17 protein-coding genes are annotated in these 21,502 nt (G+C 67.4%); 1 reads left to right on the forward strand and 16 read right to left on the reverse strand.

What is annotated here, in order from left to right; translation table 11 throughout:
- Nucleotides 1-2: 2 nt before the first annotated feature.
- The 14 genes from rplB to ACFFIO_RS02980 all read right to left on the reverse strand — a co-directional run bounded on the left by rplB (nt 3) and on the right by ACFFIO_RS02980 (nt 15,130).
- Nucleotides 3-842, reverse strand: coding sequence for a 50S ribosomal protein L2 (gene rplB, locus ACFFIO_RS02915; RefSeq protein ID WP_115931892.1), 840 nt, complete (start codon nt 840-842; stop codon nt 3-5).
- A gap of 36 nt (nt 843-878) precedes the next feature.
- On the reverse strand, nt 879-1,184 hold the full coding sequence (gene rplW / locus ACFFIO_RS02920; RefSeq protein ID WP_115931893.1) for a 50S ribosomal protein L23: 306 nt from the start codon (nt 1,182-1,184) through the stop codon (nt 879-881).
- A complete protein-coding gene (rplD, locus tag ACFFIO_RS02925) occupies nt 1,181-1,825 on the reverse strand; it encodes a 50S ribosomal protein L4 (RefSeq protein ID WP_378040109.1) in 645 nt (214 codons plus the stop codon). Before rplD ends, rplW begins: the two co-directional genes overlap by 4 nt.
- A 4-nt stretch (nt 1,826-1,829) precedes the next feature.
- Entirely contained in the window at nt 1,830-2,480 is a 651-nt protein-coding gene (gene rplC, locus ACFFIO_RS02930; protein WP_366216865.1) for a 50S ribosomal protein L3, read from the reverse strand.
- Nucleotides 2,481-2,500: 20 nt separating this feature from the next.
- Nucleotides 2,501-2,809, reverse strand: a complete 309-nt coding sequence (rpsJ, locus tag ACFFIO_RS02935) for a 30S ribosomal protein S10 (RefSeq protein ID WP_010145320.1) — start codon at nt 2,807-2,809, stop codon at nt 2,501-2,503.
- Between the two features lie 467 nt (nt 2,810-3,276).
- Entirely contained in the window at nt 3,277-3,750 is a 474-nt protein-coding gene (locus ACFFIO_RS02940; protein ID WP_378040164.1) for a DUF3817 domain-containing protein, read from the reverse strand.
- A gap of 146 nt (nt 3,751-3,896) precedes the next feature.
- Nucleotides 3,897-4,019 carry a hypothetical protein gene (locus tag ACFFIO_RS02945; protein ID WP_378040110.1) on the reverse strand — a complete coding sequence of 41 codons (123 nt, stop codon included), beginning with the start codon at nt 4,017-4,019 and terminating at the stop codon, nt 3,897-3,899.
- Between the two features lie 104 nt (nt 4,020-4,123).
- Nucleotides 4,124-6,115 (reverse strand): hypothetical protein, encoded by a 1,992-nt coding sequence (locus tag ACFFIO_RS02950; protein WP_378040111.1) that lies wholly within the window; start codon nt 6,113-6,115, stop codon nt 4,124-4,126.
- A gap of 12 nt (nt 6,116-6,127) precedes the next feature.
- On the reverse strand, nt 6,128-8,128 hold the full coding sequence (locus ACFFIO_RS02955) for a hypothetical protein (RefSeq protein ID WP_378040112.1): 2,001 nt from the start codon (nt 8,126-8,128) through the stop codon (nt 6,128-6,130).
- Between the two features lie 675 nt (nt 8,129-8,803).
- Nucleotides 8,804-9,994 carry an elongation factor Tu gene (tuf, locus tag ACFFIO_RS02960; RefSeq protein WP_378040113.1) on the reverse strand — a complete coding sequence of 397 codons (1,191 nt, stop codon included), beginning with the start codon at nt 9,992-9,994 and terminating at the stop codon, nt 8,804-8,806.
- Nucleotides 9,995-10,281: 287 nt separating this feature from the next.
- Nucleotides 10,282-12,396 (reverse strand): elongation factor G, encoded by a 2,115-nt coding sequence (gene fusA / locus ACFFIO_RS02965; RefSeq protein ID WP_378040114.1) that lies wholly within the window; start codon nt 12,394-12,396, stop codon nt 10,282-10,284.
- A 118-nt stretch (nt 12,397-12,514) separates the two neighbouring features.
- Nucleotides 12,515-12,985 (reverse strand): 30S ribosomal protein S7, encoded by a 471-nt coding sequence (rpsG, locus tag ACFFIO_RS02970; protein ID WP_115931898.1) that lies wholly within the window; start codon nt 12,983-12,985, stop codon nt 12,515-12,517.
- A complete protein-coding gene (gene rpsL, locus ACFFIO_RS02975; protein WP_091692838.1) occupies nt 12,985-13,359 on the reverse strand; it encodes a 30S ribosomal protein S12 in 375 nt (124 codons plus the stop codon). Before rpsL ends, rpsG begins: the two co-directional genes overlap by 1 nt.
- Nucleotides 13,360-13,756: 397 nt before the next feature.
- Nucleotides 13,757-15,130, reverse strand: a complete 1,374-nt coding sequence (locus ACFFIO_RS02980) for a carboxylate--amine ligase (protein WP_378040115.1) — start codon at nt 15,128-15,130, stop codon at nt 13,757-13,759.
- Between the two features lie 34 nt (nt 15,131-15,164).
- Between ACFFIO_RS02980 and ACFFIO_RS02985 the strand changes: the two genes are divergently transcribed.
- Nucleotides 15,165-16,442: a lipid II:glycine glycyltransferase FemX gene (locus ACFFIO_RS02985; protein WP_378040116.1), complete on the forward strand. Its 1,278-nt coding sequence runs from the start codon at nt 15,165-15,167 to the stop codon at nt 16,440-16,442.
- Nucleotides 16,443-16,486: 44 nt separating this feature from the next.
- Here the strand turns inward: ACFFIO_RS02985 and ACFFIO_RS02990 are convergent, their stop codons facing one another.
- Nucleotides 16,487-17,392 carry an aldo/keto reductase gene (locus ACFFIO_RS02990; protein ID WP_378040117.1) on the reverse strand — a complete coding sequence of 302 codons (906 nt, stop codon included), beginning with the start codon at nt 17,390-17,392 and terminating at the stop codon, nt 16,487-16,489.
- Between the two features lie 148 nt (nt 17,393-17,540).
- A complete protein-coding gene (locus ACFFIO_RS02995; RefSeq protein ID WP_378040118.1) occupies nt 17,541-21,437 on the reverse strand; it encodes a DNA-directed RNA polymerase subunit beta' in 3,897 nt (1,298 codons plus the stop codon).
- Nucleotides 21,438-21,502: the final 65 nt, after the last annotated feature.

Raw genomic sequence — 21,502 nt, forward strand, 5'->3', positions numbered from 1 at the left:
TCCTATCGCTTGTTCTTGCCGGTACGGCGACGGCGCACGATGAGCTTGTCGCTTTCCTTGTTCGGGCGGCGGGTGCGGCCCTCTGGCTTGCCATTGGGGTTGACCGGGTGACGACCACCGGAGGTCTTGCCCTCGCCACCGCCGTGCGGGTGGTCGACGGGGTTCATGACCACACCGCGGACGGTCGGGCGAACACCCTTCCACCGCATGCGGCCGGCCTTGCCCCAGTTGATGTTCGACTGCTCGGCGTTGCCGACCTCGCCGATGCTGGCGCGGCAGCGCACGTCCACGTTGCGGATCTCGCCGGAGGGCAGACGCAACTGGGCGTACTTGCCTTCACGGGCGACCAGCTGGATGGACGAACCGGCCGAGCGGGCCAGCTTGGCGCCGCCGCCCGGACGCAGTTCCACCGCGTGGATGACGGTGCCGAGCGGGATGTTGCGCAGCGGCAGGTTGTTGCCGGGCTTGATATCCGCGGTGGCGCCAGCCTCGATGGTGTCACCCTGGTTCAGCTTGGCCGGGGCCAGGATGTAGCGCTTGGTGCCGTCCACGTAGTGGAGCAGGGCGATGCGGGCGGTGCGGTTCGGGTCGTACTCGATGTGAGCGACCTTCGCCGGCACGCCGTCCTTGTCATGACGACGGAAGTCGATGACGCGGTACTGGCGCTTGTGGCCGCCGCCCTTGTGGCGGGTGGTGATCTTGCCGGAGTTGTTGCGTCCGCCGCTCTTGGTGAGCGGGCGAAGCAGCGACTTCTCCGGGGTGGTCCGGGTGATTTCTGCGAAGTCGGCCACGGACGAGCCGCGAAGGCCCGGGGTGGTCGGCTTGTATTTACGGATAGCCATGTGTCAGTTCCTCGATTAAGTGGTCTCCGCTACGCCTCAGGCGAGCGGACCTCCGAAGATGTCAATCGTGCCCTCTTTGAGCGTCACGACCGCGCGCTTGGTGCTCTTGCGGGAGCCCCAACCGAACTTGGTGCGCTTACGCTTGCCGGCACGATTCAGGGTGTTGATCGAGTCAACCTTGACGGAGAAGATAGCCTCAACCGCCTGCTTGATCTCGGTCTTGTTGGAGCGCGGGTCGACCAGGAAGGTGTACTTACCCTCGTCGATCAGGCCGTAGCTCTTTTCCGACACGACCGGGGCAATGACCACGTCGCGGGGATTCTTGTTGATGGAGCCGCTCACTTGGCATCCTCCTTCTGTGCGCCGGCCTTGGCCACAAACGCCTCGTAGGCAGCCTGGGTGAAGACCACGTCATCGCTGACCAGCACGTCGTACGTGTTCAGCTGATCGAAGTACAGGGTGTGCACCGACTGCAGGTTGCGGGCACTCAGTGCCGCAGTGTCGTCAGCACGCTCGATGACCAGCAGGACGTTCTTGCGTCCCGTGGTCAGCGAGGACAGGGCAGCCTTGGCACCCTTGGTGGTCGGGGCACCGGTGGAGACCAGTTCCTCGATCACGTGGATGCGGCCGTTACGAGCGCGGTCAGAGAGGGCGCCACGCAGGGCGGCGGCCTTCATCTTCTTGGGGGTGCGCTGCGAGTAGTCACGCGGCTCGGGGCCGTGGACCACACCGCCACCCACCATCTGAGGGGCGCGGATCGAACCCTGACGGGCGCGGCCGGTGCCCTTCTGCTTGAACGGCTTGCGGCCGGCACCGGAGACCTCGCCCCGACGCTTGACCTTGTGTGTGCCCTGGCGAGCGGCGGCCAGCTGGGCCACCACGACCTGGTGCATCAGCGGCACGTTGGCCTGGACATCGAAGATCTCGGCGGGCAGGTCGACGTTGACGGTCTTGGCTTCTGCGTTAGTTGCATTGGTAGCCATCTGCTCATGCTCCCTTCACTGCAGTGCGAACCAGGACGACCCGGCCGCGGGGACCCGGGACGGCGCCCTTGATCAGCAGCAGGTTCTTCTCCACGTCGATGCCGTGGAGGGTGAGGTTCTGGGTGGTCTGGCGAACGGCGCCCATGCGGCCCGGAAGGCGCTGGCCCTTGAAGACGCGGCCCGGGGTGGACGCGCCACCGACGGAACCCGGCTTGCGGTGGTTCTTGTGGGCACCGTGGGAGGCACCGACGCCGGAGAAGCCGTGACGCTTCATGACACCGGCGAAGCCCTTGCCCTTGGTGGTTCCGACGACGTCGACCTTCTGGCCGGCCTCGAAGACCTCGACGGTGACGTCCTGGCCGAGGGTGTAGTCGGCGGTGTCGCCGGTGCGCAGCTCGACCACGTGACGGCGCGGGGTGACCCCGGCCTTCTCGAAGTGGCCGGCAAGCGGCTTGGTGACCTTGCGCGGGTCGATCTGCCCGTAGGCGATCTGGACGGCGGCGTAGCCGTCGGCCTCCGCATTGCGCAGCTGGGTCACAACGTTGGGTTCAGCTTGGACGACAGTGACGGGGATGAGCTTGTTGTCTGCATCCCAGACCTGGGTCATGCCGAGCTTCGTGCCCAGCAGGCCCTTAACGTTTCGCGTGATGGTCATAGTTTCTCAGCACCTCCCTCTCAGAGCTTGATTTCGATGTTGACGTCGGCCGGAAGGTCGAGGCGCATGAGCGAGTCGACAGCCTTCGGCGTCGGGTCGATGATGTCGATCAGCCGCTTGTGCGTGCGCATCTCGAAATGCTCGCGACTGTCCTTGTACTTGTGGGGAGAGCGGATCACGACGTACACGTTCTTTTCAGTCGGCAGGGGCACGGGGCCCACCACCGTTGCGCCTGCGCGCGTGACCGTGTCGACGATCTTCCGAGCCGAAGTATCGATGACCTCGTGGTCATACGACTTCAGCCGGATGCGGATTTTCTGTCCCGCCATGGCGTCATGCCTCTTTCGTCCTGTGCTTCGTACGCGTGACACGTACCTGTCCCTGTGTGCAACGGGCCCGGCGAACCGGCCCCGCGCTTCTATATCCACCCGCGCAGACCGAATCCGGAGAACCGGGTTCCTCGCCCTGCCGGGGCTTCGACCCACGCGGTCGGGCGTGTCGTGATCTGCTCCGCAGACATGCGTGAACATGCCAGAGACACAGCTGACCACAGGACCGCCAGATCCTGATGGGGATTGTGTGTTGATTTGGTCTCAGGCGGCGGAATCCGGACCTCACGGACACGACTCCACACACGCCCAAGCACTTGAGCAACTGATCCAGTATGACAGATCCCTGCCCCAGGCGCTAATTCAGCCGAACGTCAACACTGGTAGCCGCAGAGACGCCATCAGTCGACTAGGCACCGTCAGCCGAACCAGCCGTCTTTCGAATCAGCGGTCAGTCGAACCAGCAGTCAGTCGAACCACTCGCCCGGCGGGCCCGCCACCAGCAACAGCGAGAACACCACCACCACGACGCCGGCCGTCACGACCGCGGCCAGGATCACGTTCCGCAGGACCCAGGCCTCGAGCGATTCCCAGAAGCCCCGTGGGCCGCGGTCCCCGGTGCGCCCGTCCACCAGTCGCCAGGTGGCATCCGGTTCCCCGCGCCGGGCCAGCGACCGTTCGAACGGCAGGGTGGCGAATGGCACCACCGCCAGCAGGACGGCCGTAGCTCCGCGACCGGCGCTCCACCGCTGGTTGATCCACACGCCGACGGTCACGACGCAGTAGCAGAGGAACACGAAACCGTGCGCTCCCCCGGCAGCTGGCATCAGGACCTCGGTGGCGCCGGAGTACTTCAGCACCATGGCCAGGATCAGGAGGGCCCAGGTGAACATCTCCGCCGTCGCGAAGACCCGGTAGAGGGCCCGGGGACCCGGCAGGATAGTGCCCTTCCCCGTTGGCGTGCCCCGGGTTGAGCTGGAGGGTGAGCCGGAGGGTGCGCTGGAGGTTGGGGCGGAGGATGCGCTGGAGGGTGGGGTGGAGAGTGACCGGGAGCGTGCACCGCCGGTGCTGGAGTCTGCGTTCGGGTTCACTGGTCGTTCGCACGCTTGATGCGCTTTGCGCGGTCGATCTCGCGGCCGAAGGTCTTGCGCAGTCGAACGATCGCGAAGACCACCGCGGCGATGACCACCAGGGCAATGAGGAATTCCATGGGTCCAGCCTACCGGCCTCTGGTGCCGTCAGCTTGGTCTCCGTCCGAGTCCACGCCCCGGCCAAAGTCCAGGTGCCGTCCCGGGGCCACGCCCCTGTCCGGAGTCACGCCCGGGTCTCTGGCGGACTGCCAGGCCTGATCCGGGCCGGGTCCGGGCCTCCGGCAGACTGCCGGGCCTGGTGACGCCGCAATTGCCGCACGGCCAGCACGATCAGGACCAGCCCCAGCAACGCGAGGTAGATGTAGGTGTATCCGCGCAGGTACCACAGCACCGACATCGCGACCCCCGCGGCGCCCCACCATGTGAGGAGTTGTTCGCGCCGCATCAGGCCGAGCACCACGAGCAGGCCGAAGCCGCCCAGCACGGTCAGCTGCATGAGGGCGGTGCCGTTCGCCAGGACATAGAGGGCCGCGAGCGTGAAGACGCCTGCCGCCGCGCCGAAGTAGATCACGGGACGGCGGAGACCTGCCTCCGTGCCACCTGTCTCCGCGCCACCTGTCTCCGCGCCACCCGCCTGCGAGCCGCCTACCTCGAGGCCGCCCGCCTCCAAGCCGCCCCTCTCCTGCGTCGGGTCCTGTCGCGGTTGCTGCCCCGGCTCTTGTCCCGACTCCTGCCCCGGCTCCTGCTTCGATTCCATCCCCGGCTCTTGCCCCAGTAGGGTCCTGTTCCGCAGCACGTGCCGGAATCCGAGCCCCACCAGCACGAGCACCAACAGCTGGACGTTCCACCAGCCGGCGCGGCCCGGGTCGTCGGGGACGGAGGTCTGCCACCACGCGCGCGACGCGGCCGCAAACGTCAGCAGGACCGCCGCGTCCCTTCCCCAGAGGACCCACTGAGTCTTCCCGCCCAGGGTTTCGGCCCACAGCAGCGTCCTCCCCCAGGCATCGACGGTGAGCCAGATCCCCGCCACTGCCGCGGCCAAGGCGGTCCACACGACGGCGTTCTCGGGCAGGCCGGCGCGCGGTTCGAGGGCCACCACGGTGCCCAGCGCCAGCACGAGCATCACAGCCAGTCCGCCCTGCCACAGGATCGCCGGCCGCTGACGGCTACTTGGCTCCAGTGCCACCGAGAACTCCGCCGGCCCCGCGGCCGCCACCGCTGCAGCCGATGCAACCGATGCAACCGATGCAACCGATTCGGCAACTTGAACTGCTTGAACTGCTTCCGCAGTCACCGACGACCTGTGACCCTGGCGCCCATCCACCAGCGCCCACAGCCCCAGTACCGCCGCCGACAGTACGCCGATGATGACGGCCGTCCACGCCTCGTCCGGGACCCACCACCCCCGCTCCTTCCACCAGGGCAAGAGCAGCCACCCGGACAGGGGCACACCGATGACTGTCCCGGCCACCAGCGCCACCATCCCCCGCGTCCGGGCGAAGACATACAGCACCAGTGCCCCCACGGCCACCGTCATCCCCAGGGCGCCGGAGTGCGGATCCCGGTCCAGCTCGCCGGTCAGGCCCAACACGAGGGCTACGGCCCACCCGGTCGCCGCTGCCACCGGACGGAAGAGGGCGAGGTCGTTCAGCCAGGGCAAGGAGGGCCACAAGGAGGGCCAGGAGGACGAGGCGGACAAGGAGGCCGGATCGCTGCCGGCGCTCGGCATCAGCCGCCCCGTCGAGACCGCGATCTCCCAGGCGGCCACGGACAGGGTGAGCAGCAGGATCAAGGCCGCGGCGGCCGACGTCGGGAACAGGGCGGCCGGCAGCCAGCCGCCCGTCAGGTCGAACCAGGCGCTGGCCACCACCACGAGTCCCACCGCACCCGCCAGCACGGCCCAGTGACCACCGGCGGAGACCCGCAGCACCAGCCCGGCCCCTATCAGGGCCAGTGCCATGACCATGAGCGCGGCGCGGTCGCCCTCCCCTGCTGCGAGCTCCACGAACCACAGGAGGATCACTGCGCCCGTCACCAGCCAGGACGTGGCAGGAGCCGTGAGGAACCCCGCCGATCCCCCGCTCTCGTCCGAGCCCGGCAACCGCCCTGCATAGCGGGAACGCAGGGCCAAGCCGACCACCAGGGCCACGACGGCGGCGGCGCGGGCCGCGGACTCGTTGCCTCCGAGCCGGTCCACCACCGTGGAGACCAGCACGGCGGACGAGGCCTAACCGGCCAGCAGGACCACCGTGCGGGTGGCCTGCGGCAGCCGGCCCCGGGTGAGGACGGCGACCGTCACCAACCAACCCGTCAGCAGCACCAGCGCGATCACCACGTGCCAGGACGAGACTCCGGTGGAGGGGTCCGAGGTGCTGATGGAGGTACTAGCCTCCTCAGCCGCGTCGGCGAACCGGAGGGTTGCGGTGAGCAGCGTCAGTCCGCCCACGATCAGCACGATCGTGCGGCAGATGAGCTGCCGGCCCCCCAGCCCGCCGGTACCCAGCCACCGTAGGGCCACCGCTGCCGTGATCCCGGCGAGGACATACCAGCCCAGCAGCACACCGCCGTGGGACAGTGACGGGGTGAGCAGGAGGAGCACGGCCAGCAGGCTGGCTCCTGACCAGACCACCACCGGCAGCGTCGCGTCGGCTGGCAGCTCTGTGCCGGCTGGCTTCTCTGTGCCTGCTGGATTCTCTCTGCCGGCCGCCTGGTCTGTGGCGATCCGCCCCTCGGCGTCCGTGGTGAGACCACCGCGCACCGTCAGCGGCCCCTGGTGCAGGGCGGTGACCGTGGCCCAGAGCACCGCGGCGAGGGCGGTCAGTGTCAGCGCTGTATCGTCGGCCGGACCCACCCAGCGTGCGGCGGCCAGGTACACGAGGGCGACACCACTGGCGGCGATGACATGGGGAACCAGGCGGGTGTCGATCCGGCGGTGCTGGCCGCGGCGCCGCAGCAGAACCAGGGCGATGGCCTCGACCGCCATGATCACCAGAAGGATGATTTCGAGGTTCCAGCCACGGCCATCACCGGCCCCGGCGTAGCCCTCAGGGCGCAGCAGGGGGTGGATCAGCAGCGGTGTCAGGGCTACCGGCGTCGTCACCTGCCAGAGCAGGTCCGCGGTTCCCGGTGCCCCCACCTCGCCCAGGCGATTCGTATGGAGGAACAGCAGCGAGAACACCGCGGTGGTGACCACCACGACCGCCGCTGCCACGCCGATGCCCGGCGTCAACCGCAACAGCCCTTCTGTCCCGAGCACCGGCCCGGCCAGCGCGGCCAACTGGGACGAGGCCGCCAGGGCCACGGCCACCAGCCAGCAGACCGCGTGGTCCACCATCGCCGCCGCCCCGACCGGCAGGTAGCCCTGGGCACCGTCCCCGTGCCACACCAGCGGGATCTGCAGGCAGAGGTAGACGACCAGCGAGGTCAGCATGAGATCCGCCGACCAGTCCAGCATGAGTGCCCACGGGACGAGTGCCACCAGGACTCCGCACCGCACGGCGTAGGTGGCCGCCAGCCGGTATCGCTCCGGCCCGATCACCGCAACGGTGGCGTAGTAGGCACACGCGGACAACAGGAGCAGGAACATCTGCACCGGCTCGATCCAAACGCCGACGGTCAGTCCCAGGACCACCATGCCGGGCACGATCCATTGATGGGTCTGGGCGAAGGCCGTCCGAAAGGCGGCCGGCAACCAACGGTTGCGGCCAGGCCCCTCCACAGAGATCCACGCCATCAGGACGGCCAGGCCGATCGAGGCGATCAGGGCCCACACCAGGCCCTGCTGCACTGCGGCGCCGGAGGCCATGACGGTGCTGAGCAGGAACGGCACGGTCAGGTAGGCCACGATCCGGCTGTCGAGGCGCACTGCCGCGAACACCATCATGGCGGTCCCCACCGCCGAGGTGAGCAGCCAGGAGAGGGCCGGGTCGTGCAGGACAAGCACATCCAGGGCCACGCCGGCCACGGGCACCAGCGCCAGCCCCGTCCCGGTGAAGGCGGTGGACGCCGGTCGCAGGGTGCGGCTCGTCGCGTGCACCACCAGTCCCGCGCCGTAAAACAGGCCCACGACGACGGCCAGTCCCGCGACCCTGGCCGTCACCGGCAGGGCGGCCCCGATGAACAGGGAGGCAGCTGCCACCAGCAGGAGGCAAGCGGTGTACAGGGTGATGTTGACGTTGCGCCGATCGCGCCGCTCCTTCTCCGCCGCACGTTCTTCAGGCGTCTGCACCGGGAGGGACGATGCCGGCGGCAGGAAGGCACAAGGAGAGTTCGGAGGGGCGACAGGAGGAGAGACACGAGGAGGGGCTGGCGGGGAGGTTGGCGGGGAGGTTGGAGGAGACACAGGAGGCGACGGAGAAGGGACGGGCGGAGCGACCGGTGGAGGGAAGGGTGCAGCGACGTGATCAGTCGGGCCCACTGGAGCAACCGGAGATCCAGATCCCATGGGGGCACCAGACACCATTGGGACACTGGAGGCGGCTGGGACACCAGAGGCGGCCGGGACACCGGAGGCGGCCGAGCCGGCGTCGTACCCCTGCTGCCACGCGCGGGCGAGGTCCGAGCGCGAGTACGTCCCCATCACCTCACCGGGTGCCGTGGTGGACCCACGGCGCACCACGAACCGAGCCACGGCCGCGCCGACGAGCAGCCCCAATACCAACGCTATGAAGATCCCCACACCGACAGCGTACGGTGCCACCGCAGGTCGGACCCGGTTGTCCACAGCTGTGACCCCTGACAGGACGCCGTCACCGGAACGCCAGACCTGACAGGAGGTATCGAACCGGAGAACCTGACCAGGGAGCGCAAGCACCCAAGGCGCGAACAGGCACAGCATTAAACGCCAGAACCCCTCCGGCCGAAGCCGAAGGGGTTCTCGCTGATGCTTGGCTGACGCCTTAGATCACTTGAGGATCTTGGTGACGCGGCCGGAGCCCACGGTGCGGCCACCCTCACGGATGGCGAAGCCGAGGCCCTCCTCCATGGCGATCGGCTGGATCAGCTCGACCGACATTTCGGTGGTGTCGCCCGGCATGACCATCTCGGTGCCTTCCGGCAGCGTGATGACGCCGGTGACGTCGGTGGTGCGGAAGTAGAACTGCGGGCGGTAGTTCGAGTAGAACGGGTTGTGACGGCCGCCCTCGTCCTTGGACAGGATGTAGACGTTGCCCTCGAAGTTGGTGTGGGGGGTGATGGAACCCGGAGCCACAACAACCTGGCCGCGCTCGACGTCCTCACGCTTCAGACCGCGAAGCAGCAGGCCACAGTTCTCGCCGGCCCAGGCCTCGTCGAGCTGCTTGTGGAACATCTCGATGCCGGTGACCGTGGTCTTCTGCATATCGCGGATGCCCACGATCTCGACCTCGGAGTTGATCTTCAGCGTGCCACGCTCGGCGCGGCCGGTCACGACGGTGCCGCGGCCGGTGATGGTGAAGACGTCCTCGATCGGCATCAGGAACGGCTTGTCCTTGTCGCGGACCGGATCCGGGATGAAGCTGTCCACGGCGTCCATCAGTTCCTCGACGGACTTGACCCACTTCTCATCGCCCTCGAGGGCCTTCAGGCCGGAGGTGCGGATGACCGGGGCGTCGTCGCCGTCGAACTCCTGGGAGGACAGCAGTTCGCGGACCTCCATCTCGACGAGCTCCAGGAGCTCCTCGTCCTCGACCATGTCGGACTTGTTCAAGGCGACCAGCAGGGCGGGAACGCCAACCTGGCGAGCCAGGAGGACGTGCTCACGGGTCTGGGCCATCGGGCCGTCAGTGGCGGCGACCACGAGGATGGCACCGTCCATCTGGGCAGCGCCGGTGATCATGTTCTTGATGTAGTCCGCGTGGCCCGGGGCGTCCACGTGGGCGTAGTGGCGCTTCTCGGTCTGGTACTCCACGTGGGAGATGTTGATGGTAATGCCGCGCTGACGCTCTTCCGGCGCCGAGTCAATCGTCGCGAAGTCGCGTGCCTCGTTGATGTCCGGGTACTTGTCGTACAGGACCTTCGAGATAGCGGCGGTCAGCGTGGTCTTACCGTGGTCAACGTGGCCGATGGTACCGACGTTAACGTGCGGCTTCGACCGCTCGAACTTTGCCTTCGACACAGGTTCCTCCTAGAACTGTTCATCTGAAGAGACTTCTCAGACACGGGTGGCGTGCTGACAACTTGGGAAAGTCTACTTCGATCTGTCTGCTGGTGATAATTCTCCGGATTGCGTCAGGACCGGTCCTGGATCAGGCCACTCGGACCGCCTGTTCCGCGGACCGACCTTCCGTCCTGTGGTGGTTCCATCCTCCGGAGTGCGGACGGGCCACCTGTCCGGTCCGGTGGCGGATCCCCTGGAGTACCAGGGAATCCGCCACCCTTCCGGACACGTTCTGTGACAGCTGACTATTCGCCGCTGTTCTTCTGGATGATCTCGTCGGCCACGGCCTTCGGGACCTCGGCGTAGGAGTCGAACGTCATCGAGTACACGGCACGACCCTGGGTCTTGGACCGCAGGTCGCCGATGTAGCCGAACATCTCGGACAGCGGGACGTTGGCCTTGACGACCTTGACACCCTGCGCGTCCTCCATGGACTGGATCTGGCCACGGCGGGAGTTCAAGTCGCCGATGACATCGCCCATGTACTCCTCCGGGGTGCGGACCTCCACGGCCATCAGCGGCTCGAGGATGACCGGGTTGGCCCGGCGCATGCCCTCTTTGTAGACCATGGAGCCGGCGAGCTTGAACGCCATTTCCGAGGAGTCGACATCGTGGTAGGCGCCGTCCAGGAGGGTCGCCTTCACGCCGACCATGGGGTAGCCGGCCAGGATGCCGAACTGCATGGCGTCCTGGATGCCGGCGTCCACGGAGGGGATGTACTCGCGCGGGATGCGACCGCCGGTGACGGCGTTGACGAACTCGTAGAACTCGCCCTCGGAGGTGTCCATCGGCTCGAAGGCCATCTGCACCTTGGCGAACTGGCCGGAGCCACCGGTCTGCTTCTTGTGCGTGTAGTCGACCTTGTCGACCTTCTTCTTGATGGTCTCGCGGTAGGCCACCTGGGGCTTGCCCACGTTGGCCTCCACCCTGAACTCGCGGCGCATGCGGTCCACGAAGACGTCCAGGTGCAACTCGCCCATGCCGCCGATGACGGTCTGGCCGGTCTCATCGTCGAGGTTCACGGTGAACGTGGGGTCCTCGGCGACGAGCTTCTGGATGGCGGTGGAGAGCTTCTCCTGGTCGCCCTTGGTCTTCGGCTCGATGGCCACGGAGATCACGGGCTCCGGGAAGGACATGGACTCGAGGATGATCGGATCGCTGATGGAGCACAAGGTGTCACCGGTGGTGGTGTCCTTGAGGCCGATCACGGCGTAGATGTGACCCGCCACGACCTCCTCGACCGGGTTCTCCTTGTTCGCGTGCATCTGGAACAGCTTGCCGATGCGCTCCTTCTTCCCCTTGGTGGAGTTCAGGATCTGGTCACCGGGGTTCAAGCGCCCGGAGTACACGCGGATGAAGGTCAGCTGACCGAAGAACGGGTGCGCGGCGATCTTGAAGGCCAGGGCCGCGAACGGACCGTCCTTCGAGGGCTCGCGGGTCAGTTCCTTCTCCTCGTCCTTCACGTCGAGGCCGGTGATGGCCCCGGCGTCCATGGGGTTCGGCAGGTAGGAGACCACGGCGTCCAGCATCGGCTGCACACCACGGTTCTTGAACGCGGAACCACAGAAGACCGGGTAGGCCTCGGCGTTGATGGTCAGGTGGCGCACGCCTGCCTGGATCTCCTCGTTGGAGATCTCCTCACCCTCGAGGTACTTCATCATGAGTTCCTCGGAGGTGTCGGCCACGGCCTCGATGAGCTGGGCGCGGTACTGCTCGGCCTTCTCCTGGAGGTCGGCCGGGATCTCGCGGGTCTCGTAGGCGGCACCCATGGTGACGTCGCCCTTGGCGTCGCCCTCCCAGACGAGCGCCTTCATGGACAGCAGGTCGACGACGCCGACGAAGTCGTTCTCGGCACCGATCGGCAGCTGCATCACGAGCGGCTTGGCGCCGAGGCGGGACACGATGGTGTCGACGGTGTAGTAGAAGTCGGCGCCGAGCTTGTCCATCTTGTTGACGAAGCAGATGCGGGGCACGTTGTACTTGTCAGCCTGGCGCCACACGGTCTCGGACTGCGGCTCCACGCCTTCCTTGCCATCGAACACGGCAACGGCGCCATCGAGCACGCGCAGGGAACGCTCCACCTCGACGGTGAAGTCGACGTGGCCCGGGGTGTCGATGATGTTGATCTGGTTGTCGTCCCAGAAGCAGGTCACCGCGGCGGAGGTGATGGTGATGCCGCGTTCCTTCTCCTGCTCCATCCAGTCCGTGGTGGAGGCGCCGTCGTGGGTCTCGCCCAACTTGTGGTTGACGCCCGTGTAGAAGAGGATGCGCTCGGTGGTGGTGGTCTTGCCAGCATCGATATGCGCCATGATGCCGATGTTGCGGACCTTTTTGAGGTCGGTCAGCACGTCCTGTGCCACGGTGTCTCCCTAAGGTTGGTGGGTGGGTCCTGTAGTGATGCCGGTAGCCGGTGCCGGCAGCGAGTGCAGGCGGCACGGCGCCCGGAAACCGCCGTAACGGTTTCCGGGCGCACGAGAATCACCAGCGGTAGTGGGCGAATGCCTTGTTGGACTCGGCCATCTTGTGGGTGTCCTCGCGGCGCTTGACCGCGGCACCGAGACCGTTCGACGCGTCGAGGATCTCGTTCATGAGGCGCTCGGTCATCGTCTTCTCGCGACGGGCCTTGGAGTAGCCCACGAGCCAACGCAGGGCCAGCGCGGTGGAACGCCCCGGCTTGACCTCGACGGGCACCTGGTAGGTGGCGCCGCCGACGCGGCGGGAGCGGACCTCGAGGGCCGGGCGGACGTTGTCCATGGCCTTCTTGAGGGTGGCCACCGGATCGGCGCCGCCCTTGTCACGAGTACCCTCGAGGGCACCGTAGACGATGTGCTCGGCGGTGGACTTCTTGCCGTCCACCAGCACCTTGTTGATCAGCTGGGTGACCAGCGGGGACCCGTAGACCGGGTCGACGACGAGGGGGCGCTTCGGCGCAGGACCCTTACGTGGCATTACTTCTTCTCCTTCTTCGCGCCGTAGCGGCTGCGGGCCTGGCCGCGGCCCTTGACACCCTGGGTGTCCAAGGCGCCACGGACGATCTTGTAGCGGACGCCCGGGAGGTCCTTCACACGACCGCCGCGCACGAGCACGATGGAGTGCTCCTGCAGGTTGTGGCCCTCGCCCGGAATGTAGGCGGTGACTTCGATGCCGCCGTTGAGGCGGACACGTGCCACCTTGCGCAGTGCGGAGTTCGGCTTCTTCGGGGTGGTGGTGTACACACGGGTGCACACGCCACGGCGCATGGGGTTCCCCTGCAGTGCAGGGGCCTTGGTCTTGACGACCTTCGGTGAGCGGCCCTTGCGGACCAGCTGCTGAATCGTAGGCACTCTTGGTCTCTCCGTTGTTCGGTTCCAGGTTGGCTGCTCTCACAGCTGTCCTGCTTCCAGCCCGGCGGGCGCACAGGACGGGCCCGCGTCAACCTGGACTGCTGATGGTCGTTTCTTCGCACCCGGGGGGTTCAGCGAGAACGACCGCAGGCGTGCAAAAGTGTGGCATTCGCTGCGCAAGAACCCCGCAACCCGGACTGTGTCCCTATTGCCACACAAAAACAATTGAGACCAGCCTACCACCCCCCGGGGGCAGCGGTGAAACTGAGGGCCGGCGAGAGGGTGGGGCCGGTGGAGAGGGTGGGACCGGTGGAGAAGGTGAGGTCGGGTGGAGAGGGTGGGGCCGGGTGGAGAGGGGGTCGAACAGAAGGGACGGGCAGAGAAGGGGCCGGCCCGGCTAATCCCGGGGAGCCGGGTGGTTACGGAACACCCGACGTGCCTTCAGCTCGGCGGCGCGGAGATAGAGCTCGCGCCGCAGGTCGCGGTCCGCGGGGTAGGAGAAGGGACGCACGACCCGCCCGGCCCGCTTCGCCTGCCGGATGCGCTGCCGTTGCGCGTCGGTGGCGTACTGATCCACCAAGGAGAGCGGGATGGTGGTGATGAGGGCGGGACCGGTGGTGGTCACCCGCCCCTCGTCCAGTCGCAGGTCCGTCTTGAGGTCCAGGTTCAGGTACTCCTCCACCAGGTATGGGGCCGGGTTCTCCCCGGCAGCCGTGAGGTAGTAGTGGTTCCGGCCCAGCCGTGGGTTCATCTCCAGGAACTGGGCCACGCCGGTGCGGGGGTCGATCTTGGTGTCGAACATCGCGAAACCGTGCCAGTCGAGCGCCTCCATCAGGGTGATGCCCTGGTCCGCGATCACCGGGTGTGCGGAGGCCAGCACCGCTCGCGCGTTGCCCTCCAGGCCGGGGGCATGGTCCTCGACGATGACCTCTCCGTAGGAGACGAGCCGGGTGGAACCGGTGCGGTCACGGAAGAACGTGGCGATACCCAGCTGGGAGTCCGGCCCGGGCACCATCTCCTGGACGATCAAGGCTCCTCGATAGCCGGCCGCGCTGGCCTTGCCGAGGAGGGCCTCCACCTCGGCGGCTCCGCCTCCCCCGAAGCCTGGGTCGGTGTCACTTCCCCCGGTGCCTGTGTCGGTGCCCTCGATGATGTGCACCTTGCGCCGGCCCTCGAAGCGGATGTCCGCCCACGCCCCGCCGTCGCCGGCCTTGAGGATCACGGGGTACGTCAGGCCCAGTCCGGCAGCGAACCGGCGCGCGGCCTCGGGGGTGTGGGAGCCGGCGTCGTAGGTGGCGGTCCTCGGATACGGCACCCCGTGCTGCTCGCACAGCGCGTAGAAGTTCTCCTTGAGGGCTGCCGCGTCCAGGGCGTCCTCATCCGGATAGGGAACGGTGTAGCCGGCGGCCTCGAGGGTCTCGCGGTGGCGTACGGCGAAGCGCACGAGGTGGTCATAGCTGGCCAGCAGCAACAGCGGTCGGCGGGGTTCCCCGCGCAATCGCCCGGCGACCCGCACGAGCGCGTCGATGACGGACTGCTCCTCCGTCATGGGCCCGGCCGGGAACGCCTCCAGGATGGCGGAGTGCTTCAGGTTGCGGTTCAGGGACGTCGGGACCACCGCGGAGATCACGCCGTAGGCCTCGTGGAACTCCCGGGCCAGGGAGTACGCGCCCACGTCTCCCCCGGTGATCACCGGCACGAAGGGCTGCTCCGTGGGAATGACTGACGGGCTGGCTGATGGCTTGGCCGAGGAGGCAGCGGGGTCTTCCATGGCTTCGATGCTACCGGCGGCTAGGGTGGGGACCGTGCCTGATCTAGCTTCCCCGTTCGGTTCCCCCACCCCCTCCGGCCAGGACTCCCGGCCCCTGACCGTCCGGCGGATCACTCCCGCAGACCATGGGCGGTTCCTGGCGGATCACCCCAGGGCCTCCTTCCTCCAGAACCCGCAGTGGCCCGGGGTCAAGATCGACTGGCGCGGGGACTCCCTGGGTTTCTTCGACGGCCACAGCCTCAAGGCCACGGCCCTGGTGCTGTTCCGCGGGCTGCCCGTCCCGGTCCCGGTGCTGAAGAAGCGCTCCCTCGCCTACGTCGCCGAGGGACCGGTGTTCGACTCCTCCGCCGTCCAGTTGGAGTCCGTCCTCGTCCCGCTGGTGCAGTACCTCAAGTCCCGGGGCGCGTTCCTCGTCCGCGTGGGCCTGCCGGGCGTCGTCAACCGCTGGGACGGATCCGAGGTCCGCAAGGCCCTGGCCGCCGGCACGCACCGCTCGGTCACCGACCTCACGCCCCTCCACACCGACCCCGCCGCCGAGGACGTTCGTTCCCGCCTCCTGGCCTTGGGCTGGCAGGCTCCATCCGAGTCGGAGGAATTCGAGGCCGGGCAGCCCCAGTTCCAGGCACGCATCCCGCTGCAGCCGGAGCTGGACATCGCGCCTGATGGCACCAAGGCTGAGCCCAACAAGAACGGTGAGTCCCCCGCCCTGGAGGCTGCGCTGAACCGGATGGACTCGACCTCCCGCCGGCAGACCCGCAAGTCGACCCGGTCCGAACTCACGGTGTCCGTGGGCACGGTCGAGGACCTGCCGGCGTGGCAGGCCCTCTACGAGGAGACCGCGGCGCGTGACGGCTTCACCGGGCGTCCGCTCGCCTACTTCCAGCGCATGTTCACCGAGTTGAACTCCGCGGGCTCGGGTGGCTCCGGTGGCTCCGGGGACAGCGCAATGGACACCGAGTGCACCCTGTACCTGGCCCACTTCGGCGAGCAACTGCTGGCCGCCGCCATCTACGTCCGCCAGGGCCAGTTCGGGTGGTACGTCTACGGGGCCTCGTCCTCAGAGGAACGCAAGCGCTACGCCCCGCGTGCCCTGCAGTTGCGTCAGATCCAGGACTCCCTCGCCGCCGGGTGCACCTGGTACGACCTCGGCGGGATGAGCCCGTCACTGGACCCGGAGTACGAGCTGGCGGGGCTGACCCGGTTCAAGACGACTATGGGGGCCGACGTGGTGCAGACGCTCGGCGAGTGGGACTACCCCGTGAACCGGGTGCTGGCCCGCGGCTTCAACCTGTACATGTCCCGCCGGGGCTGAACGCCCCGGCGCAGCACACCCCTGCACACCCCTGCACACCCCTGTCAGTGCCCGAACTCGTCCGCGTCCTGGCGGGTCTCCGAGGGGACGCCGGCATCGAGTCCGTCGAGCGCCGCCATCTCATCTGCGGCCAGTTCGAAGGAGAACACGTCCAGGTTCTCCCGCTGCCGCTGTGGGTCGGCCGACTTCGGGATGGCGATCCGCCCCTGCTGCACGTGCCAGCGCAGCACCACCTGCGCTGGCGTCCGCCCCAGCCGTGAGGCGATCGTGGTGATCTCGGGGCGGTCGAGCAACTCACTCCCCCGCCCGATCGGGGTGTAAGCCGCCGTCAGGACTCCGGCCGCGGTGTTAGCCTCCTGCACGTCTGCCTGGGCATCGATCGGCTGGCAGTGGATCTGGTTGACGCTCGGCACCAGTCCCGCCTCCAGCACCCGTTGCAGGTGCGCGGGCTTGAAGTTGGAGACGCCCCAGGACCGGATGAGTCCGGACTCCGTCAGCTCGGCCAGCGACTCGCACGCCTGCACATAGCGGTCCAGTCCCGGGTTCGGCCAGTGCACCAGGTACAGGTCGAAGTAGTCCAGCCCCGTCCGCTCGAGCCCGGCCTCGAGGCCGGCGCGCACCGTGTCCACGGGCCCATGCCACTCCCGGTTGAACTTGGAGGTCACGAAGACCTCATCCCGGCTGATCCCGGAGCCGACGACGGCGCGCCCCACCGCGTCCTCGTTCCGGTAGTTCTCGGCCGTGTCCACGTGCCGGTATCCGGCCTCCAGCGCGCTCGTCACCGCCTCGCTGCACTCGGCGCCGGTCATCGGCCAGGTACCGAGCCCGATCAGGGGGATCTGGACCGCCGGGCGTGCGTTGCTGGTGCCGGCGCCGCCGGTTCCGGTTCCGGTGTTGGTGTTGGTGTTGGTGTTGGTGCCGGACAGTGGAGCATATCTCTGGGTGACCATGGCACCCAGCCTGTCACGCCGGCGTCGGGAAGATCCACCGGGCCTTAACGCACAGAGTGACCTGGCCCCGTCTGGTGAGACGGGATCAGGCCACTCTGTGTGTGCTGATTCAGCGATGTGCTGGCTCAGCGATGTGCTGGCTCAGCGATCAGCCGCGGAAGTCGCCGCCCATGCCGTAGTCGTCCAGCGAGATCGCGTGGAACTCCGGCGTGGCCGAGGAATCCAGGCCCGGGTAGTCGAAGTCCGCGAAGCCGGCCGGCCCGGTGAACAGGTTGGCCTTGGCCTCCTCGGTGGGCTCGACGTTGACCTTGGTGTAGCGATCCAGGCCGGTGCCGGCCGGGATCAGCTTGCCGATGATCACGTTCTCCTTCAGGCCCAGCAGCGGATCCGATTTGCCCTCCATGGCCGCCTGCGTCAGGACGCGGGTGGTCTCCTGGAAGGATGCGGCGGACAGCCACGAGTCGGTGGCGAGCGAGGCCTTGGTGATGCCCATGAGTTCGTCACGACCGGAGGCCGGCTGGCGGCCCTCCGCCACGGCCTTGCGGTTCGCGGCGGTGAAGCGGGCGCGGTCCGTCAGCTCGCCCGGCAGCAGGTCGGTCTCGCCCGACTCGATGACGGTGATGCGGCGCAGCATCTGGCGGACGATGACCTCCACGTGCTTGTCGTGGATGCCCACACCCTGGGACTGGTACACGTCCTGGACCTCCTGGACCAGGAACTTCTGGGCGGCCCGGGGACCGAGCACACGCAGCACCTGCTTCGGGTCCACGGCACCGGCGACCAGCTGGGTACCGACGCCCACGTGCTCGCCATCGGACACCAGCAGACGCGCACGGCGCAGCACCGGGTAGGCGATCTCCTCGGAGCCGTCGTCCGGGGTGAGCACCAGCCGCAGCTGCTTCTCGCCGTCCTCGATGACCACGCGGCCGGCGACCTCGGAGATCGGGGCCACACCCTTCGGGGTGCGGGCCTCGAAGAGCTCTTGGATACGGGGCAGACCCTGGGTGATGTCGTCTGCGGAGGCGACACCACCGGTGTGGAAGGTACGCATGGTGAGCTGGGTTCCCGGCTCACCGATGGACTGTGCGGCGATGATGCCCACGGCCTCGCCGATGTCCACGAGCTGACCCGTGGCCATGGAGCGGCCGTAGCACTTCGCGCAGGTCCCGACGGCGGACTCACAGGTGAGCACGGAGCGCACCTTGATCTCGGTGACACCTGCGGCGATGTAGGCGTCGATCGCCACGTCGCCGATAGCCTCGCCGGACTGGCCCAGCACGGTGCCGTCCTCGGAGGTGACATCGACCGCGAGGGTCCGGGCGAACGAGGAGTTCTCCACGGTCTCGTGGCGCACCAGCTCGCCGTCGGCGTTCGGCACGCCGATGATCTCGGTCAGGCCACGCTCGGTGCCGCAGTCCTCTTCGCGGACGATGACGTCCTGGGACACGTCCACCAGACGACGGGTCAGGTAACCCGAGTTGGCGGTCTTCAGCGCCGTGTCCGCGAGGCCCTTACGGGCACCGTGGGTGGCGATGAAGTACTCGAGCACGGACAGGCCCTCACGGTAGGAGGACTTGATCGGACGCGGGATGATCTCGCCCTGCGGGTTGGCCACGAGGCCGCGGATGCCGGCGATCTGCCGGACCTGCAGCCAGTTACCACGCGCACCGGAGGTCACCATGCGGTTGATGGTGTTGAGCTTCGGCAGCCCCGCCTGCATGGCGGCGGCGACCTCGTCGGTGGCCTTGTTCCAGATGTCGATCAGCTCGGAACGGCGCTCCTCGTCAGCGATCAGGCCCTTCTCGTACTGGGCCTGGACCTTGAGTGCCTGGTCCTCGTACCCGGCCATGATCGAGGCCTTGTCGAAGTCCGAGGTGATGTCCGAGATGGCCACGGTGACGCCCGACCAGGTGCCCCAGTGGAAGCCGGCGTCCTTGAGGTTGTCCAGCGTCGCGGCGGTCTGCACCATCGGGTACCGCTCGGCCAGGTCGTTGACCAGTGCGCCGAGGGTGCCCTTGGTCGCCTGCGTGGAGAGCCACGGGTAGTCGACCGGGAGCAGCTCGTTGAACAGCACCACGCCGAGGGTCGTGTCCAGCACGGCCGAGGTGCCCTCTTCCCAGCCCTCGGGGGCCGGGCTCTGGGCAGACGGGACGAAGCCGTCCACGGTGATCTTGACCGGTGCGTTCAGGTGCAGCTGTCCGGCGTCGAAGGCCATGATGGCCTCGGCGACCGACGAGTACTCCGTCCCGGCGCCGACCTCGTCCTCACGCACGGTGGTGAGGTGGTTGAGGCCGATGATCATGTCCTGGGCCGGAACGGCCACAGCGCGGCCGTCGGAGGGCTTCAGGATGTTGTGGGAGGACAGCATCAGCAGTCGCGACTCGGCCTGCGCCTCGGGGCTCAACGGCAGGTGCACTGCCATCTGGTCACCGTCGAAGTCGGCGTTGAAGGCGCCACAGACCAGCGGGTGCAGCTGCAGTGCCTTGCCCTCCACCAGCATCGGCTCGAAGGCCTGGATGCCGAGGCGGTGCAGGGTGGGTGCACGGTTCAGCAGCACCGGGTGCTCGCTGATGACCTCTTCCAGCACATCCCACACCTGCGGGCGGAAACGCTCCACCATCCGCTTGGCGGACTTGATGTTCTGGGCGTGGTTGAGGTCCACCAGGCGCTTCATCACGAAGGGCTTGAAGAGCTCCAGGGCCATCTGCTTCGGCAGGCCGCACTGGTGCAGCTTGAGCTGCGGGCCCACCACGATCACGGAACGGCCGGAGTAGTCCACGCGCTTGCCGAGCAGGTTCTGCCGGAAGCGTCCCTGCTTGCCCTTGAGCATGTCGGAGAGCGACTTCAACGGACGGTTGCCCGGCCCGGTGACGGGACGGCCGCGACGGCCGTTGTCGAACAGGGAATCGACCGCTTCCTGGAGCATGCGCTTCTCGTTGTTCACGATGATCTCGGGGGCACCGAGGTCCAGCAGTCGCTTCAGGCGGTTGTTGCGGTTGATCACGCGGCGGTACAGGTCGTTCAGGTCGGAGGTCGCGAAGCGGCCACCGTCCAGCTGCACCATCGGGCGCAGCTCCGGCGGGATCACCGGGACGGCGTCCAGGACCATGCCCAGCGGGGAGTTGTCCGTGGTGAGGAACGCGTTGACGACCTTCAGGCGCTTCAGGGCACGCGTCTTGCGCTGGCCCTTGCCGGTCTTGATGACCTCGCGCAGGAACTCGGCCTCGGCTTCGAGGTCGAAGGTCTCCAGGCGCTTCTTGATGGACTCGGCGCCCATGGAGCCCTCGAAGTACTGTCCGTACTTGTCACGCATCGCACGGAACAGGCCCTCGTCGCCCTCGAGGTCGGCGACCTTGAGGTTCTTGAAGCGGTCCCAGATCTTCTCCATCCGGTCCAGCTCGGCGTCGGCCCGCTTGCGGATCTGCGCCATGGTCTTGTCCGCGGAATCGCGCGCCTTCTTCTTCTCGGCGGCCTTGGCCCCCTCGGACTCGAGCTTGGCGAGGTCCTTCTCCAGGTCACCGGCGACGGCGGCGATGTCGGCATCGCGGGTGTCCGTCAGGTGACGGGTCTCCTGGTCATGCTCGGCCTGCAGGTTGGGCAGGTCGGCGTGGCGTGCCTCCTCGTCCACCGAGGTGATCATGTAGGCCGCGAAGTAGATGATCTTCTCGAGATCCTTCGGGGCCAGATCCAGCAGGTAGCCCAGGCGGGAGGGCACACCCTTGAAGTACCAGATGTGGGTGACCGGGGCGGCCAGCTCGATGTGGCCCATCCGGTCGCGACGCACCTTGGAACGGGTCACCTCGACGCCGCAGCGCTCACAGATGATGCCCTTGAAGCGCACTCGCTTGTACTTGCCGCAGTAGCACTCCCAGTCCCGGGTGGGGCCAAAGATCTTCTCGCAGAAGAGTCCGTCCTTCTCGGGCTTCAGGGTGCGGTAGTTGATGGTTTCGGGCTTCCTGACCTCGCCGTAGGACCAATTGCGGATCTCGTCCGCGGTCGCGAGGCCAATGCGCATGAGGCCAAATGATGAGTTGTCGTTGGACATGGTCCGTTGAACTCCTGATTCGTAACGTTGATGAAGTCTGGGGTGGGACGGGGAACGGGTGTTGC

Origin of the sequence: Citricoccus parietis (assembly GCF_042433045.1) — a bacterium.
Classification (GTDB): Bacteria; Actinomycetota; Actinomycetes; order Actinomycetales; family Micrococcaceae; genus Citricoccus; species Citricoccus parietis.

Excerpts from the sequence above, each read along its gene's own strand:
- ACFFIO_RS02990 (WP_378040117.1), bottom strand. The coding sequence starts at position 17,392 with ATGGTCACCCAGAGATATGCTCCACTGTCCGGCACCAACACCAACACC.
- rplC (WP_366216865.1), bottom strand. The coding sequence starts at position 2,480 with ATGACCATCACGCGAAACGTTAAGGGCCTGCTGGGCACGAAGCTCGGC.
- rplB (WP_115931892.1), bottom strand. The coding sequence starts at position 842 with ATGGCTATCCGTAAATACAAGCCGACCACCCCGGGCCTTCGCGGCTCG.
- rplD (WP_378040109.1), bottom strand. The coding sequence starts at position 1,825 with ATGGCTACCAATGCAACTAACGCAGAAGCCAAGACCGTCAACGTCGAC.
- ACFFIO_RS02945 (WP_378040110.1), bottom strand. The coding sequence starts at position 4,019 with ATGGAATTCCTCATTGCCCTGGTGGTCATCGCCGCGGTGGTCTTCGCG.
- ACFFIO_RS02980 (WP_378040115.1), bottom strand. The coding sequence starts at position 15,130 with ATGGAAGACCCCGCTGCCTCCTCGGCCAAGCCATCAGCCAGCCCGTCA.
- rpsG (WP_115931898.1), bottom strand. The coding sequence starts at position 12,985 with ATGCCACGTAAGGGTCCTGCGCCGAAGCGCCCCCTCGTCGTCGACCCG.
- ACFFIO_RS02995 (WP_378040118.1), bottom strand. The coding sequence starts at position 21,437 with ATGTCCAACGACAACTCATCATTTGGCCTCATGCGCATTGGCCTCGCG.
- rpsJ (WP_010145320.1), bottom strand. The coding sequence starts at position 2,809 with ATGGCGGGACAGAAAATCCGCATCCGGCTGAAGTCGTATGACCACGAG.